Annotated in this window: 16 protein-coding genes; 6 read left to right on the top strand and 10 right to left on the bottom strand. The window is 71.1% G+C overall.

Features of this window, described 5'->3' with window-relative positions; genetic code table 11:
- Positions 1-2 precede the first annotated feature (2 nt).
- The 3 genes from fdxH to fdhD all read left to right on the top strand — a co-directional run bounded on the left by fdxH (position 3) and on the right by fdhD (position 2,556).
- The gene (gene fdxH / locus Sp245p_RS19715; protein ID WP_014197957.1) at positions 3-950 is read left to right on the top strand and encodes a formate dehydrogenase subunit beta; all 948 of its coding nucleotides are present in this window, start codon (positions 3-5) and stop codon (positions 948-950) included.
- A complete protein-coding gene (locus tag Sp245p_RS19710) occupies positions 947-1,579 on the top strand; it encodes a formate dehydrogenase subunit gamma (protein WP_014197956.1) in 633 nt (210 codons plus the stop codon). Before fdxH ends, Sp245p_RS19710 begins: the two co-directional genes overlap by 4 nt.
- A 158-nt stretch (positions 1,580-1,737) precedes the next feature.
- The gene (fdhD, locus tag Sp245p_RS19705; protein WP_014197955.1) at positions 1,738-2,556 is read left to right on the top strand and encodes a formate dehydrogenase accessory sulfurtransferase FdhD; all 819 of its coding nucleotides are present in this window, start codon (positions 1,738-1,740) and stop codon (positions 2,554-2,556) included.
- A 36-nt stretch (positions 2,557-2,592) separates the two neighbouring features.
- On the opposite strand, the gene Sp245p_RS19700 is transcribed toward fdhD, so the two are convergent.
- The 8 genes from Sp245p_RS19700 to Sp245p_RS19665 all read right to left on the bottom strand — a co-directional run bounded on the left by Sp245p_RS19700 (position 2,593) and on the right by Sp245p_RS19665 (position 12,796).
- Positions 2,593-4,128: a hybrid sensor histidine kinase/response regulator gene (locus Sp245p_RS19700; RefSeq protein ID WP_244439425.1), complete on the bottom strand. Its 1,536-nt coding sequence runs from the start codon at positions 4,126-4,128 to the stop codon at positions 2,593-2,595.
- Positions 4,129-4,280: 152 nt separating this feature from the next.
- Complete coding sequence (locus tag Sp245p_RS19695; RefSeq protein ID WP_109138786.1) at positions 4,281-5,081, bottom strand: response regulator; 801 nt, start codon at positions 5,079-5,081, stop codon at positions 4,281-4,283.
- A complete protein-coding gene (locus Sp245p_RS19690; protein ID WP_014197951.1) occupies positions 5,078-6,178 on the bottom strand; it encodes a chemotaxis protein CheB in 1,101 nt (366 codons plus the stop codon). Before Sp245p_RS19690 ends, Sp245p_RS19695 begins: the two co-directional genes overlap by 4 nt.
- Positions 6,175-8,442: a hybrid sensor histidine kinase/response regulator gene (locus tag Sp245p_RS19685; protein WP_109138785.1), complete on the bottom strand. Its 2,268-nt coding sequence runs from the start codon at positions 8,440-8,442 to the stop codon at positions 6,175-6,177. Before Sp245p_RS19685 ends, Sp245p_RS19690 begins: the two co-directional genes overlap by 4 nt.
- A 73-nt stretch (positions 8,443-8,515) precedes the next feature.
- Entirely contained in the window at positions 8,516-10,192 is a 1,677-nt protein-coding gene (locus tag Sp245p_RS19680; RefSeq protein ID WP_109138784.1) for a methyl-accepting chemotaxis protein, read from the bottom strand.
- Entirely contained in the window at positions 10,189-10,815 is a 627-nt protein-coding gene (locus Sp245p_RS19675; protein WP_109138783.1) for a chemotaxis protein CheW, read from the bottom strand. The genes Sp245p_RS19680 and Sp245p_RS19675 overlap by 4 nt, the downstream gene beginning before the upstream one ends.
- Entirely contained in the window at positions 10,815-12,281 is a 1,467-nt protein-coding gene (locus Sp245p_RS19670; RefSeq protein ID WP_014197947.1) for a CheR family methyltransferase, read from the bottom strand. Before Sp245p_RS19670 ends, Sp245p_RS19675 begins: the two co-directional genes overlap by 1 nt.
- Positions 12,278-12,796 (bottom strand): chemotaxis protein CheW, encoded by a 519-nt coding sequence (locus Sp245p_RS19665; RefSeq protein ID WP_246119797.1) that lies wholly within the window; start codon positions 12,794-12,796, stop codon positions 12,278-12,280. The genes Sp245p_RS19670 and Sp245p_RS19665 overlap by 4 nt, the downstream gene beginning before the upstream one ends.
- A gap of 346 nt (positions 12,797-13,142) precedes the next feature.
- Here Sp245p_RS19665 and panD point away from each other — a divergent pair, with 346 nt between their 5' ends.
- From panD to Sp245p_RS19650, 3 genes are all read left to right on the top strand, one after another.
- A complete protein-coding gene (gene panD, locus Sp245p_RS19660; RefSeq protein ID WP_014197945.1) occupies positions 13,143-13,577 on the top strand; it encodes an aspartate 1-decarboxylase in 435 nt (144 codons plus the stop codon).
- A 181-nt stretch (positions 13,578-13,758) separates the two neighbouring features.
- The gene (locus tag Sp245p_RS19655) at positions 13,759-14,001 is read left to right on the top strand and encodes a hypothetical protein (protein ID WP_035677748.1); all 243 of its coding nucleotides are present in this window, start codon (positions 13,759-13,761) and stop codon (positions 13,999-14,001) included.
- Between the two features lie 70 nt (positions 14,002-14,071).
- On the top strand, positions 14,072-14,650 hold the full coding sequence (locus Sp245p_RS19650; protein WP_014197943.1) for a hypothetical protein: 579 nt from the start codon (positions 14,072-14,074) through the stop codon (positions 14,648-14,650).
- Here the strand turns inward: Sp245p_RS19650 and Sp245p_RS19645 are convergent.
- A complete protein-coding gene (locus Sp245p_RS19645) occupies positions 14,605-15,627 on the bottom strand; it encodes an endonuclease/exonuclease/phosphatase family protein (RefSeq protein WP_014197942.1) in 1,023 nt (340 codons plus the stop codon). The two genes, Sp245p_RS19650 and Sp245p_RS19645, sit on opposite strands and share 46 nt — an antisense overlap.
- Entirely contained in the window at positions 15,624-16,445 is an 822-nt protein-coding gene (locus Sp245p_RS19640; protein ID WP_014197941.1) for a class I SAM-dependent methyltransferase, read from the bottom strand. The genes Sp245p_RS19645 and Sp245p_RS19640 overlap by 4 nt, the downstream gene beginning before the upstream one ends.
- Positions 16,446-16,448 lie beyond the last annotated feature (3 nt).

Below are 16,448 nucleotides of genomic sequence, written 5' to 3'. Positions count from 1 at the left end.
TCATGGCACTGCAATCCCTCGATATCCTGCGCCGGTCCGCCACCCCGACGCCGACCCCGCAGGCCCGCAACCCGCAGGAGGTGGCGAAGCTGATCGACACCACGGTCTGCATCGGCTGCAAGGCCTGCCAAGTCGCCTGCTCGGAATGGAACGAGCTGCGCGCCGAGGTCGGCACCTGCGTCGGCGTCTACGACAACCCGACCGACCTGTCCTCGCAGGCCTGGACGGTCATGCGCTTCAACGAGGTGGAGGAGAAGGGCAAGCTGGAGTGGCTGATCCGCAAGGACGGCTGCATGCACTGCGCCGACCCCGGCTGCCTGAAGGCCTGCCCGTCGCCGGGCGCCATCGTGCAGTTCAAGAACGGCATCGTCGACTTCCACCAGGAGAACTGCATCGGCTGCGGCTATTGCATCTCCGGCTGCCCGTTCAACGTGCCGCGCCTCAGCCCGGCCGACAGCAAGGCGTACAAGTGCAACCTCTGCTCCGACCGCGTCGCGGTGGGGCAGGAGCCGGCCTGCGTCAAGACCTGCCCGACCGGCGCCATCCAGTTCGGCAGCAAGGAGGACATGATCGAGGTCGCCCAGACCCGCATCACCGACCTCCAGTCGCGCGGCTACGACCAGGCGGGCCTCTACGACCCCGCCGGGGTGGGCGGCACCCACGTCATGTACGTGCTGCACCACGCCGACAAGCCGACGCTCTACTCCGGCCTGCCGGACAACCCGTCGATCAGCGCCGTCGTCGGGGTGTGGAAGGGCATGCTGAAGCCGCTGGCGACGCTGGGCGTCGCCGCCGCGGGCCTGTTCGGCTTCTTCCATTACATCACGGTCGGCCCGAACCGCGCCGACGACGAGGATGAGGCCGAGCACGGCACGCCGCCGGTGCCGCCCGCCCAGGGCACCAAGCATGCCCATGGGATCAAAAACGAGGAACGGGAGAACGCGCTGTGAAGACGTCGGAAAAGCTGATCCAACGCTATTGCGCCGCCGAGCGCATCAACCACTGGATCGTGGCGGTCTGCTTCGTTCTGCTCGCCATCTCCGGGCTGGCCTTCTTCTACCCGGCCTTCTTCTGGCTGACCGGCGTGTTCGGCACGCCGCAGCTCGCCCGCATCGTCCATCCCTTCGTCGGGGTGGTGATGTTCCTGGCCTTCGCCCGCCAGTTCTTCCGCTACGCCCACCACAACCTCATCAACAAGGAGGATGTGAAATGGATGATGTCGGTGAAGGAGGTGATGAAGGGCAACGAGGTCGGCGACATCGGCCGCTACAACGGCGGCCAGAAGGGCATGTTCTGGGTCATGGTGCTGTGCATGATCCTGCTGCTGGTGTCGGGGGCGATCGCGTGGCGGCCCTATTTCGCGGGCTATTTCCCGATCCCGATCATCCGCATCGCGCTTCTGGTCCATGCCGCCAGCGCGCTGGTGCTGATCGCCAGCATCATCGTCCATGTCTACGCCGCTCTGTGGGTGCAGGGCACGATCCGCGCGATGGTTGAGGGTGTGGTCACCCACGCCTGGGCGCGCAAGCACCATCCGCGCTGGTTCCGTCAGGTGACCGGCAAGGAAACCGGGCATTGATCGTTTGAGAGCGCTTTATAGCCTCCCCTCCGGGGAGAGGGTGGCCCGCAGGGCCGGTGAGGGGGATGCGCATGGCGGAACATCCGGCCAAAGCGCAACCCCCTCACCCTGACCCTCTCCCCGGAGGGGAGAGGGGAATTCCTAGGAAGGACACCACCATGAGCCTCGCCACCGACGTCGCCGCGCCGACCACCACCCACCGCATGACCGTCCTGCGGCTGGGTCCGGACGCCGCCCAGTTCTGTGACGACGCGGTGGTGGAGGAGGTGCCCGTCGCCATCGCCTACAACGGCATCGTCCATGCGGTGATGCTGGCGACCCCCGACGACCTGGAGGAGTTCGGCCTCGGCTTCTCCCTGACGGAGGGGATCATCGCCGACGCGGAGGAACTGGAGAGCCTGCGGGTGGTCGAGGGCTGCGACGGGATCGAGGTGCGCATGGAGATCCCGATGGAGCGCTTCATGGCGCTGAAGGGCAAACGGCGGAGCATCGCCGGGCGGTCGGGTTGCGGCGTCTGCGGGGTGGAAAGCCTCCAGGCCATCGCCCGGTCCGGCCAGCCCGTCCCCTCGGGCGGGCGGCTGTCGGTCGGCGCGGTGGAGCGGGCGCTGCCCCGCTTCGCCGAACGCCAGACCCTGCATCGCGCCACCGGGGCGGCCCACGGCGTTGCCTGGGTGAACGCGGCGGGAGAGATCCTGGCGGTGCGCGAGGATGTCGGCCGCCACAACGCGCTGGACAAGCTGATCGGCTGGCTGGTGCGCACGGGCGTCGACCGGCGGGGCGGCTTCGTCCTGACCTCCAGCCGCGCCAGCTACGAGCTGGTGCAGAAGGCTGCCCGGCTGGGCATCAGCGGGCTGGTCGCCATCTCCGCCCCCACCGGCATGGCGGTGCGCATGGCGGAAAGCTGCGGCGTGTCGCTGGCCGGCTTCGCCCGCGGCGACCGGCTGGTCGTCTACAGCCATGGTGACCGTTGGGTGTGAGCGGCTCCGCGACGGACGTGGCGGGAGGAGGTGGGCTTACTCCCCCTCGCCCTTATCTTCACCCTTGTCCTCGCCCCCGCGCAGCCGCTCCAGGACCTGCCGCAGATCGCCGGGGTGGAGGGGCTTGTGCAGGAAGGAGCAGCCGCGGCGCTGGCCTTCCAGAAGCGCGCTCTGGGCCGTCTCGCCGCTGAGCACCACGGCGGGAATCTCCTGCCCGTACAGGCGGCGCACCCGGTCGATCACGTCGAAGCCGGACACCTTTCCCGGCAGCCGCAGGTCGGTCAGGATGACCGACGGCGCGTCGGGCAGGCCGTCCAGCACCGCGAAGACCTCCCGCATGTCGCCCGCGGCGGCGACGGTGCAGCCCCAGCTTTCCAGGATCATCTGCAGGCCGGTCAGCACCATCGCCTCGTCGTCCACGGCCAGCACCGTCATCCCGGTCAGGGGCGGCGCCGAGGCGGTGGAGGGCGGCGGGGAAACGTGGCTGCACGGCGGTTCGGCCAGCGGGCTCGCGGCTTCCAGCGAGATGGAGAAGACGGTGCCGCGCCCGATGCGCGACCGCACCTCCACCTGAAGACCGAGAAGCTCGGCCAGCCGGCGCACGATGGCGAGGCCGAGGCCGAGGCCGCGGGTGGGGTCGCGGTTGGGGTTCTGGAGCTGGTGGAATTCGTCGAAGATGGCGGTCAGCTGCTCCTCGGGGATGCCGAAGCCGGTGTCCCACACATCGATGCGCCAGCGGTTGCCGCGCCGCCGCATGGCGAGGAGCAAGCCGCCGTGCCGGGTGTAGCGGATGGCGTTGGTCAGCAGGTTGCGCATCACCCGGCCGAACAGCACCGGGTCGGTCTTCACCGTCCCGGGGCACAGGCGGGCGCGCAGGCGCAGGCCCTTCTCCTCGCTTTGCGGGCGGAACTCCTCGACGAGCTGGCCCAGAAGCTCGTCCAGGGAGACCGTCTGCGGGTCCGGCGTGACCGTGCCGGCGTCCAGCGTGGAGATATCGAGCAGCGCGTTCAGCAGCCGCTCGCCCGCTGTCATGGCGTTGCCCAGCATCTCGGCCGTGCTCAGCGCCTTCTCGTCGCTGATCTGGCTGCACAGCGCGTCGAGGAACAGGCGCATCGCCTGGAAGGGCTGGCGCAGGTCGTGGCTGGCCGAGGCCAGGAAGCGGGAGCGCGCGGCGGTGGTCCGTTCGATCTCCGCGCGCATCTCCCGTTCCATGCGGGCGACGACCCGGTCGTCGGGGGCCGCCTGGGTGGCCAGGGCCAGCACGGCGACCGTCTGCCCATCCTGGGTCAGCGGCACACCCTCGAACGCCGCGGGGTCGGCGTCGCCCACGGGAAGAAGCTCGATGCCGACCGGCTCCCCAGTGTCGCCGGAGAACAGCGGATCGACGGCGCCCAGCACCGCCGGCCAGACCGGCCCGAACCAGGCCGGGGCCGGCTGCCCGCCCGCCGCCGGCTCCTTGCCGAGGAGGGCGCAGAGCGCGTCGTTGGCGAAGAGGGTGGCGGCGTGCGACGGCCCGGTCAGAACGAAGGCCGGCAACGCGGCGGCGCGGCAGACGCGCAGCGCGTTCTCCACGCACTCCGTCTCCGCTGGCGCGGTGTCGATGCTGGTCCTGTTCCTGTGCCGAGGCGTCACGTCGGTCTCTCTCTACCCGCTAGAGCTGAAGGTGTAGCACCTTAACCTTTGGTGCACTGGGGATGAAAGCGCCTGAAAGCCCTATACGCCTTCTATGCGGAAGGCATTGGGGGCGAGAGGCGGGCGAGGTGGTCCTCCACCATGTATTTCCGGCGGAGCAGGGCCATCAGGCGGATCTTCAGGATGTCCATCGGCTGCGACTTGCCCACGAAGTCGTCGGCGCCGGCGGTCAGGCTGGCGGTCAGGCGGTCGTCGCCCTCCTGGCTGGTCAGGATGACGATCTGGAAGAACAGGCCGCGGCGCCGGCGGAAACGGTCGAACCGCTCGCACAGCTGGGTGCCGCTGGTGCCCGGCATCACGAGGTCGAGGATCACGCAGTCCAGCCCCCCGTCCTCCAGCGCCGCCACCGCCTCGTCGGCGTTGCGCGCGGCGACGACGTGGCAGCCGTCCTCCTCCAGCTCGGCGCGCAGGAACTCGCGGTAGGTCGCGCTGTCGTCCACCACCAGGATGCGCGCCCGCTGCAGGATGTCGGACACGGTTGGCGGCGCGTTGCGCCGGTCGAGCAGCGCCATGGCCTGCCGCACCACGCCCTGGGTATCGGCGGGGTCCGTCCAATGGACGTCGGCGGGAACGCCGGCCTCCGCCGCCCGTTCCGCCGAACCCAGCAGCATGGCCGGGGCCGGGCAGCGCCGCCGCAGCTCCGTCAGGGTGCGGGCGGCCTCGCCGTCGGCCTCGACCATCAGCAGGTCGAAGGGACGGCGCGACAGCTCCGCGACCGCGGGCTCCACCGTTTCGACGCAGCTCGCCTCGATGCCCTGCTCCTCCAGCATCAGCTTCAGGAGAAGTCCCTGTGTCTGCGAAGCGATGACGATCAGCGCCCTGGGTCCACTCATGAGGGCTCCACTCCCGTCGAAACCAGTTCCAGCAAACGGGCCGCCACCTTGTCGATGGGCAGCTCCTCGGTAACGCCTCCCAGCCGGACCGCGGTCCCCGGCATGCTGTGGATGACCGCGGTGGAGGCGTGCTCCGCGATGGTGTAGGCACCCGCCCGGTGCATGGCGGTGAGGCCGCGCGCCCCGTCCTCTCCCATGCCGGTCAGCAGCACGCCGATGGCGGCGGCGCCGAAGGCCGAGGCCAGGGAGGAGAACAGCACGTCCCCGGACGGCCTCTGGCCGCAGACCGGATCGCCGTGGACCAGCCGCATCCCGCCGGGCTCGGCGGTCAGATGAAGCTCGCCGGGGGCGACATAGACGTGGCCGGGCCGGTGCGGCCCGTCGGAGGCCAGCGCCACCGGCAGCGGCGTGACCGACCCCAGCCAGGAGGCGAAGCCGGCCACGAAGGGCGCGCCGATGTGCTGCACGACGAAGACGGGCAGGGGGAAGTTGGTCGGCAGCCCGCGCAGCAGCTTCACCAGCGCCGCCGGCCCGCCCGTCGAGGCGGTGATCCCCAGCGCGCGGAACTGCCGCTTCACCACGGACGGCGGCAGGGGCGGCGGCATCGGGACGCTGGCACCCCTGCGGCGGCCGTTGGTGCCGACGGGCTCCTCGTCGCCGTTGCGCGGGCGCCCGCGCTGCCGGATCACCTTGACCTGGCTCATGATGGTGAGTTGGGTGCAGAGATGGCGGGCGACGGTCTGATAGTCGGCGCGGGCCATGCTGCCCGGCTTTTCCACCACGGCCAGGGCCCCGGCCTGGAGCGCCCGCATCGGGATGTCCAGGTCGCGCACGTCGGAGGCGACGACGACGATGGGCACGGGATGCTCGCGCATCAGCCGCTCGGTCACGGCGAAGCCGTCGATCCCCGGCAGGCGGATGTCCAGCGACACCACGTCCGGCTTCAGCGAGACGACCATGCGCAGCGCCTGCTCGCCCGACGCGGCGATGCCGGCCAGCTCAAGCCGCGGGTCCTCGCCGATGACGTGGGCGAGGAGCTGCTGGACGACCGGCGAGTCCTCCACCACCAGGACGCGGATCTTGCGGGTGCCGGTCACAGCAGCCGCCGGATGCCGGCCAGAAGCTCGTTCTGGTCGAAGCGGGTCTTGACGATGTAGGCGTCGGCGCCGAGATCCAGCCCGCGCTCGCGGTCCTCGTCGCTGGCGCGCGAGGTGACCAGGATCACCGGCAGATCGGAGGTCATGGGGTTGCCCTTGACGGCCTGGAGCAGGGCGAACCCGTCCATCCTCGGCATCTCCACGTCGCTGATGATCAGGTTCACATCCTCCAGCTCGCCGAGCGTCTCGACCGCCTCGCGCCCATCCACGCACAGCGTGACCCGGTAACCATGGGCCTCCAGGATGCTCTTTTCCAGGGTTCGCGTGGTGATGGAGTCGTCCACAACCAAAATGTGCGGCCGCCGCCGCTCCGACTCGTCGACCGGACGGACCAGCGGCGGCAGGGCCATGCCGGGGCGCGGCGACAGGGCGGCGGGATTCAGCACCAGGGCCGGCGATCCGTCGTCCATCAGCACGGTGCCGAGGAAGCGGGCGGCGTCGATTCCCACCTCCTCCGCCGGGGTGACCACCGAGTCGCGGGTGGCCATCAGCGCGTCCACGACCAGGGCGACCCGCCGCCCGGCGGTGCGCAGGATGACGAGCGCCAGCGGCGCCCCGTTGCCCTGCGGCATGGCGCCGTCGTAGCCGAGCAGGGCGGACAGCGGCGTCACCGGAACGTCCTCCTCCAGCCGGATGGTCGGGGCGGCGAGGTCGGTGAACAGCGTGTCCGCCGGGACGCGCAGCACGCGCGCCACGTCGTTGCTGGGAATCGCCAGGATGTCGTCCTGGACCGCCACGAAGACCAGCCGCTGGCTGAGCAGGCTGAGCGGCACCTCCACCGTGACGACGGTCCCGCCGCCCTCGCGCGCGGCCAGCGTCACCGAGCCCTGGAGGCGGGTGACCTCCCGCCGCACGATGGCGAGGCCCATGCCGCGCCCGGCGTATTCGTTCGCGGTGGGGGCGGTGGAGAAGCCCGGCTCGAAGATCAGGTCGAGCAGCCGTTCCTCCGGCGCCGCCTCCGCCTCGTCGGCGCCCAGCAGGCCGCGCTCGACGGCGTGGCGGGCGATGGCCGCGCGGTTCGGGCCGCGCCCGTCGTCCTCGATGCGCAGGACGAGGCGGCGCCCGACCACCGAGGCTTCGAAGCGGACGGTGGCCGCGGCGCGCTTGCCCGCGGCCACCCGCTCCTGCGGGGTTTCGACGCCGTGGCTGACGGCGTTGCGCGCGATGTGCAGCACCGGGTCCTTCAGCCGTTGCAGGACCACCCGGTCGGCCTGGGTCTCCAGCCCGCGGATGTCCGCCTCGACCTCCTTGCCCTGGGCGCGGCTGATGTCGCGGATCATGCGGCCGAGGTTGCTGAACTGCGACTCCGCCGGCAGCATGCGGAGCTGCCGCACCTCGTCCTGGAATCCGCTGCCCCAGCGGCGCAGCGACCAGAGATGCCGGTCATGGGCGCGGTGCGCCGCGTCCAGCGAGGCGCCGAGCGCGCGGAACCGCCGGTCGAAGGAGGACAGGCGAAGGGCCGTCTCGTCGCCCGCGAAGCTGGTGGCGCCGGACCCCGCGGCATCATGGGAGCCGCGGAGCAGGCGGGGCCGCATGGCGTGCCAGCTCCGCTCCAGGGCGCGCCATTCGCCGCGCAGTTCGCGCAGCTCGGCGACCAGGGCGGACTGGTTCTCGATCTCCGGCAGGAGGCCGGCGGCGGCGGTGAACAGCCGCTCCAGCCCGGTGGCGCGGATGCGGACCAGCGCCGCGTTTTCGGCGGGACCGGCGGTTTGGGCGCGGCGCGGTGCGGCCGTCGGCGCGGCATCACGGGCGGCATCCGCGGCCGGAGCGGCGGGGGATGCGCCGGGAGAGGGACGGCGCTGGACCGGTTCCGGGCCGCCGCCCTCGCCGCCCATGCGGGTCAGTTCGGCCAGCACCTCGGCGATGTCCACCTCGCCGCCGCCGCGGGTCGCCCAGGCCACCACGTCCTCGATGGCGTCCAGCGCGCGGCGCACCACGTCGCGGGCCGCCGCGTCGAAGGGCACCGTGCCGCGCTGGATGGCGATGAAGGCGGCCTCCAGCCAGTGGGACAGCCGCTCGACCTCCGGCAGGTCGACGGCGCGGGCGGCGCCCTTCAGGCTGTGGGCGCGGCGGTGGATCTCCACCAGATCGGGGTGGTGCGCCGGGTCCTTCTCCACCGCGCGCAGGGCCTCGCGGATGGCCGCGAGATGCTCCTTGTGCTCCAGGTCGAAGGCGGCGAGCAGGCGCGCGCGGATGTCGTTCATGCCGCCGGCACCTTCCGTTCGTCCTTGTCCGTGCCCCCGTCGCGGCCCATGCCGCCGCGTGCCGTCGCCATGGTCACACGCGGTAGTTCCGCACGGCCTCGACCAGACCCTGGCCGAGATCGTTGAGGTTGGTGGCGGCCCCTTCGAGCTGGCGGGTGCCGGCGGCGGTCTGGCTGCTCGCCTCGCGGATGTTCTGGAGCGCCTGGATCACCTGCTCCAGGCCGATCTGCTGCTGGTTGGTGCCGGCGACGATCTGCTGGAAGGCGAGCACGCTCTCCTGCACGCTCTCGGCGAGGTCGCGGATGGTCGACTGGGTGGCGTCGGTCTGGCGCTTGCCGGCGCCGACGCGCTTCACCGCCTCCTCCGTCAGCATGACCGAGGCGTTGATGCCGTGCTGGATCTCGCTGAGGTTGGAACGGACCTGGGCGGTGGCCTCCTTCGACTGGTCGGCGAGGCTCTTGATCTCGCTCGCCACCACGGCGAAGGTGCGGCCGTGCTCCCCGGCGGCGGCGGCCTCGATGGCGGCGTTCAGGGCCAGCAGGTGGCAGCGCTCGGCGATGTCGTTGACGGTCAGGATGATCTCGCCGATCGCCTGGGTGCGCTCCGACAGGATGACGATGTTCTCGGCGACGGCCTCCGCCTGCTCGCGGATGGCGTCCATCGCCTGGTTGGTGTCCTCCACCGCCTTCAGGCCGGTCTCGGAGTTGGACGCGGCGACCTGGGCGTTCTGCGCCACGTCCTGGGCGCGGCGGTTGATCTGCGCGCCGGATTCGGTGATCTCGCTGAGCGTCGCCGTCGTCTCCTCGACAGCGGCGAGCTGCTGGGCGACGCTGGCCGCCTGCTGCTGGGTCGAGGCGCGGATCTGCGCGGTCGCGGCGTGCATGCTCTCGGCCGTGGCGCGGGTGGTCCTGGCCATGCTGCGCAGGTTGCCGGTCATCTCGTTGAGGTGGGTGCCCAGTTCGGCCAGCTCGTCGTCGCCGGGCACGACCACCGTCTTGGTCAGGTCGCCCTTGCCCACCTGGGTGACGTAGCCGATGGCGGTGCCGAGCCGCTTGGTGACCGAGCTGCCGATCAGGATGGCGATGGCGACGGCCAGGGCCACCACGATGATCAGCGCCAGGATCGAGGAGCGCACCGCGTCGTCGTAGAGGTTGCGGATGTTCTGGCGCCCGGCCTCCGACAGGCGGCTGATGTCGCTGTGCAGGCTGGCAAGCTGGCCCGCCATGGCCACCCGCATCTCCTCCACACGGGTCAGACGCGCCAGCGCCTCCGGTTCGGTCCCGGCGGCCACCCGCTCCATCAGCGTGTTGGCTTCCTCCAGCATGCGACGCGAATGCTGGTCGAAGCTGTTGATCTGTGCGACCAGCTCGCCCCAGATGCGGCGGCGATCCTCGGTCGTGCCTTCCTCGGCCCGCTCGCCGGCGATCCGCTTGAGCTTGTTGATCTGCTCGAACATCACCGCCGAACCGTCATGATAGCGCCGGCGCAGCTGCGTGATGTCCGGCACGCCACCCTGGATCTGGGCCAGCGCCGCGGCGTGGGTCGCCGCCTCGCGGTAGCTGCGCAGGTTGCTTTCGGTCACCTCGATCTCGCGCACCGCCTCCGACACCTGGATGTCGTAGGTGGCGATGCCCATCATGACCTTCATGCCGTCCGCGAAGCGCATCATCTGGAACGCCGCCAGCAGCCCGGTCAGCAGGCAGACGACCCCGAAGCTGAGCATCAGCTTGTGCTTGACCTTCAGTTTCATTCTTCTTTCATGCTCCTCAGCGTCTCCAGGATCGCCGGCACGTCCAGCACGGCGACGCGCCCCCGGGTGATGGCGGTGACGAAGGTTCCGGCTTCCGGCGGGGCCTTCAGGTCGGTTCCATCCAGCTCCATAACCGTGTCCACGGTGCGCAGGCGCAGCGCCACCGGCCGCTCGCCGCCGCGCAGCACGACGGCGAAGCCGCCGCCGGCGGGAACGGCGTTGCGTCCGCACAGCCGGTCCACGTCAAACAGGCGCATCACCCGCCCGTCGATGGCGATCAGCCCCAGCAGCTCCGGCGGCGCGTGGGGCACCCGGGCCACCCGCGGCAGCGGCACGATGCGGGACAGGTGGCGCAGGTCCAGCCCGTAGGACCCGTCCGCGCCCCGTCCGGCCAGCAGGGTGACCGGCGCCTCCGCTTCCGCCGCGGCGTCGGTCTCGATGGGGGAGGGGACGCGCGCCAGATCCTCGGCACGGCGCAGCAGCAGCGCGTCGGCCCAGGCGCCGCCCGGCGTCGCGGCGGCTTCCGCCTCCCGGCCTTGAAGGGCCAGGCGCGCGCGGACGGCGGCCCAATCGATGGCGTCTTTCACATCGGCCGCCTCTCCGGTTCCGGTCCGGTCGTCCATCACGGCTCCTCACCCGAGAACCAGAGGTCGATCATGCTGCGCAGCTCGGCCACGGTCAGGCCGCCGCCCTCGGCCACCAGCTCCGTCGCGTCGTGGGCGGCGACGGTGGCGCGGGCGTTGCGGAAATGGCGCTGCGCCGGGGCCAGCTTGCCGCGCCGCCAATAGGCCAGCGCCAGATGGTAGTCGGCCAGCGCGAAGTCTGAATCCAGATACAGCGCCCGCTTGAAGGCGGCGATCGGGTCGCCGACGCCCAGCTCCTCCTCCAGCAGGCCCAGCCGGAAATGGACCACGGGGTCGAGGCGGTTGCGCTCGGCCAGGGCGATGCAGGCGTCCAGCGCCGCCGCCCGGTCGCCGTCGGCCACGGCAGGGCTGCCGGCCGGGGACGCCGGCTGCGGCTGCGGGGTGGGCAGGGGGGCCGGGGCCGGCTTCGCCGCGGTGGCGCGCAGCCGCGCCACGGACTCCGTCGCCGTGCTGCGTTTCCTCGCCGGTTTCGGCTCCGTGGCCTTTGGCTCGGCGGGCCTCGATTCTACGGGCCTCGATTCGACGGTGGGGGACGGCTCGACGGCGATGGATGGCGTGTAGGCGGGCAGTGCCGCCGCGGGCGCGCAGCCGGGGCGCGGCTTGCGGTAGATCGTGGCGCCGGGAACCGGCACGGGGGTGAACAGGCTGTTGACCTGCTGCCCCGTCTCGGCGTGGCCGACCACCAGCCAGCCGTTGGGAACCAGCACCTGGTGGAGGTTTTCCAGCAGGCGGGTGCGCGTCGGCTCGTCGAAATAGATCATGACGTTGCGGCACAGCACGACGTCCAGCGCGCCCAGGCCCCGCGGGTAGTTGGGCAGCGGCCCGTCCACGAGATTGAAGACCGAGAAGCTCGTCCATTCGCGGAAGCGCGGCTTGACCGCCCACAAGTCACCCTGCCGGTCGAAGCATTCCGCCAGGACCGCCGGGTCCAGCCCGCGCACCGCCCAGTTCCCGTAGACGCCGCGCCGCGCCGTTTCGATGAAGCTGGCGTTCAGGTCGGTGCCGACGATGCTGACCTGCCAGTCGCGCAGCTGGTCGGCGAAATGCCGCTTCAGCAGGATTTCCAGCGTGTAGGCCTCCGGCCCGATCGAGCAGCCGGCGCTCCAGATGCGCAGCAGGCGGCTTTCCCGGTTGCGGCGCAGGCATTCCGGGATGGCGACGGCGCACAGCGCCTCGAACTGCTCGGCGTAGCGGAAGAAGAAGGTCTCGCCGACGGTCAGTTCGTTGATGAGCGCCTGATACTCCGGCCCGGTCGGCCCTTCCCCGGCGAGCTGCGCCAGATAGGCGGCGAGGCCGAGGGTCGGCTTGTCCGACAGGCGGCGGTTGATGCGCTCCGCCAGGGCGGCGTCCTTGTCGGCGTAGTAGGCGAGCCCGGTCGCCCCGATGACGGCGGCCTTGATCCGGGGAAAGACGGGATCGCGCAGGATGGCGTCGATGCGGTTCAACGGGCCTCCTCCCCGGTCTCGGAACCGGGGGCGCCGAGCCGGGCCAGACGCTCGTCGGCCATGGTCTGGAAGGCGGCGAGCAGCCGGCCCTCGGCCTCGGTCAGCAGGCGGGACGGGTCGATCACGGTGGCCGTTCCGCCATCATGGGGGCCGCCGTGGGGGCCACGGTGGGAGATGGTCGCCACGGCGCAGCCGTTGAAGGTCAGGCCGGGGTCGGCCGCCGTCAGCTCCGCGTCGGGGATCGGCAGGATGTTGAACACCCGGTCGGCCAGCAGGGCCAGCGGACGGCCGTCCCAGTCGGTCAGGAACAGCGGGGCGTACAGCTCCGGCGGCGCGGCGTCGAAGCCGAACAGCAGGTCGAGCCGCAGGACCGGGACGGCGCGGCCCTGGTAGCGGAACAGCCCGGCGACCACGGCGGGTGCCGCGGGCGGGCGGTCGAGCCGGGGCAGCGGCAGGAATCGGCGCACGGACTCCGCCGGCAGGGCCAGGGTCCTGCCGGAGACGGAAAAGATCACGTACCGTGTCGCGGATGCCGTCGCAGCCATCGCGGGCGCACACCTTCCTGATTCGGTTGTCGGCCTATGCCGGTTGCCGGGTCCGAGACGCGCAGCCGGACCCTGGATTGTATTATTGGGTGACGCCGGGGGGCTTGAAACCGGCGCAGAACATGCCGCATCGCACCCGGGATGGAAATACCACCAAAGGCAAAAGCCTCAGCCCAAGGTAGCGGTATGACGCCGGTCATACCATGGGTGCCGGAACGCTTGCTGTTTTCGCAGTTGCGGTTACAAACATCCCCGGCCGCCGATCAACAGCCGTCGATCAATTGCCGCCGTCCAGCCGCACCGACCAGAGGGAATCATGATCAAGGTTGTCCGAGCGAAGCTGCACTGCCTGCGCGTCACCGACGCCAACCTGAACTATCAGGGGTCGATCACCCTCGATCCGGAGCATTGCGAGGCGGTCGGGATCTATCCGCTGGAGTTCGTGGAGATCTGGAACAAGAATTCCGGCGCGCGGATCAGCACCTATGTGATCTATGGCGAGCGCGGCTCGCGCTGTTGCGTGCTCAACGGTTCGGCGGCGCGGAGCTGCCAGCCGGGGGACGAGGTCATCATCGCCGCCTCCTGGTACTGCCAGCCGACCGAACTGGCGACGCTGCGGCCGCGGGTGCTGACCTTCAACGCCGACAACAGCATCGACCGGTCGCTGACCTACGACGTGACGGCTCTGGACGGCGGACGGTTCGACTTCGCGATTCGCGAGGGCGCTTTCCTGGAACCGGAACCGGCCTGACCCGCCGGCTTCGACATCCTGCAAACAAAAGAAGCGGTCTCGGGCGAGTCCACGCGCAAAGCGAGCGCATCGACGGTTTGCGCGTGTCTTGCGAGGGATGCGCCGCGAGTCCCACTTGAACGCGCGGCAATTTTTGCCTACTCTACTTGAGTGGGAGTGCGGACAGCGAGGAGTGCGTGTCATGGGCGTCAGCGGCATAGGGGGCTATCAGCAGCAGCCTTTCACGACACCGTTAAGCAGCGGGCCGGCGGCCCTGCAGCAGACACGGGGAACCGACGCGAACCAGCAGGCCCAGAAGGCCGAAGAGGATCGCCGTCAGCAGGTCCAGGCCCAGGACCAGCAGGCGCAGCAGAGCCAGCAGGCCCTGTCGTCGGGCGGCAACACCACCCCGACCCGCGGACAGAACCTCAACATCACGGTCTGATCGCGCGTCGTCCAATCGGGGCCCGCCCGGCCGGTCCGGGGCAGGGCCCGCAGGGGAAAGGCGGCCAGCCATGGACATCCGAAGCGTTTCCGGCATCCAGGCGAACCGGCCGACTCCGGCATCGGCGGTCCCGACGCCGCAATCCGTGGCCGATGCCGCGGCACCGACTTCCCAAACCACGTCCAGCGTTGCGGACCAATCCACCTCGGCGGCGTCCCCGTCCGATCCCGTGGTGGTGGCCGGCGGCTACATCAGCCCGGTCCTGCGCTATGACCAGGGCGCCCGGCTGGCCGTCATCTATTTCCGCGACCGCTCCTCCGGCGAAACCCAGAACCAGATCCCGGCGCAACAGGTGGTGGAGGAATACCGCCGCACCGCCAGCCGCCTGGGCGTCGCGACCGACGCGGCGGCGGAAGGCCACGACACCGGCAAAGGAACCGCGGCATCCGGCGCTACGGCCACGCCGGGCGTCGCCGGGCGGAGCGTCGGATCGGGATACGGCGCCATCCCGTCGAGCGGCGCCCCGTCCAGCGGAACGCCGCCCGCGACGGGCGCCGGTCCGGCGGGAACCACCCCGGCCGCCGTTCCCCGCGCCACGGGGTCCTACGGCGCTGGTTCGCCGGGCGCCATCGTCTCCGTCACCGTCTGATCGGGCAGCTCGAAGCGGGCGACCAGGGGCGCGTGGTAGCTTTCCGGGGAATGGCTGACCGTGGCGTGCGCGACCAGCTCGTCGCCCAGGGCCTCGTTGTGGATTTCGGCGGAGCGGAACCAGCCCAGCAGGGCGCGCGACACCAGCAGATGGTCGAGCATCACCGCGTCGCCGCCGTGCAGCACCGTGAAGCGCCGTTCCTCGGGGACGGAGCGTTCCAGCGGCACCAGTGACCGCCCGGCGAGGTGGCCGTTGCCGGTCTCGTCCAGGTCGGCGCGGATGATGCGGACGGGGGTCTGCTCGATCTCGGCGTTGAGGTCGCCGGCGACCAGGATCAGCGCCTGCGGGTCGGCGTCGAACACCCGCTCCACCGCCAGCCGGGCCTCCAGCGCCTGCCCGGCCCGCTTGATCGAGGCGAGATAGAAGCCCTCCGCCCAGCCGCCGACGCTCTTCCAGGTGGAGGCGTTCTTCTTCTGCCCCGGCACCGGCGCGGCGATGGGCGCGCGCAGATGCAGGTTGAAGACGTGCAGACGCCGCCCGCCGGGCAGCTCGATCTCGCCGTGCAGCACCGGGCGGTCCCAGGTCACGGCGTCGCCGCCGGGCTGGGCCGGGTCGGCGGTGACCATGCGGACCTGCGGGGAGGGCACCAGATCGTGCCGGTACTGCCGCGCCGCCAGGATCGGCCAGCGGCTCACCAGCACGAGGTTGTGGCGGTCGGCCAGCTTGGTCCCCTCGCCGCCGGAGGTCCGGTGGAAATCGGCGTAGGGGCCGCCCTCCAGCAACCGGTTCAGAGCGCGCAGGGTGCGCGGCTCCCCCTTCGCCTCGCGCTGGCCGTTGACCTCCTGAAGGCACAGGATGTCGGCGTCCAGCCGCTCCAACTGCGGGCGCAGCACGGCGGCGCGCTCCTCGAAGGAGAGGTCGCCGGTGTCGTCCAGGCTTTCCAGGTTGAAGGTGGCGATGCGGATGCTGCGGCTCATGACCCCTCCCCGGACGCCCGGCCCGCCGCGGCGCGCGGGCGCGCCAGGAACAGGTGGTTGCGGTTGATGCGCCGCCGCCGCCGGCGGTGCGCGCTCAGCATCGCCGTGGAGGCGACGAGCGTGGCGTCCAGCCCGGCCTCGGCCATGCGCTGGGGGGTATCCGTACCATAAATCCGGTAGTGATAGGGATGGCCGAAGGCGGCCAGCCGCTTGGCGGGCGTGTCCATCGCCGGGTCCTCCCGCGTCGGCCCCTTGGGGTCGTAGGGGAACAGCAGGACGGCGCGGCCCGAGGGCTTCAGGACGCGGGCGATCTCGCGCAGCGCGGCGCGGTCGTCGGGGACATGCTCCAGCACGTGGCTGGACAGCACGAGATCGAAATGGCCGTCCGGGAAGGGCAGGTCGGTCAGGTCGGCCTGCACGTCGGCGGCCGGGTTGAAGCGGTCCAGCGTGACGTAGCGCCGGCCGTGCCGCGCCCGCAGCAACGGCTCCAGGCAGGGTTCGGGGGCGGTGTGCAGGATGCGCAGAGACCGGCGCAGCACGTCCGTCCGTTCCGCCAGGAAGCTCCACAGGAAGCGGTGGCGCTCCAGCGACCCGCAGTCCGGGCAGCGGGCGTTGCGCCGCCCGCCCAGGCCGAAGGGGAGGAAGCGCGCCGCCTCCCGCCCGCAGAGCGGGCAGAGCAGGGGGCCGGCGGCGGGGATCAGGCCGCGGGCGCCCTCGTAGCGCGGACGCTCGTACAGCGACTCCCGCCGGTAGACGGCGGCCTCGTCGAGATTCTGGTCCGCGATGGCGGGCAGCAGGCGGGACAATCCATGGAGCATGGG

Source organism: Azospirillum baldaniorum, from assembly GCF_003119195.2.
In the GTDB taxonomy this organism is placed as follows: Bacteria; Pseudomonadota; Alphaproteobacteria; order Azospirillales; family Azospirillaceae; genus Azospirillum; species Azospirillum baldaniorum.
Note: the sequence above shows the minus strand (reverse complement) of the source record. Positions and strands in the feature narration are given on the sequence as shown.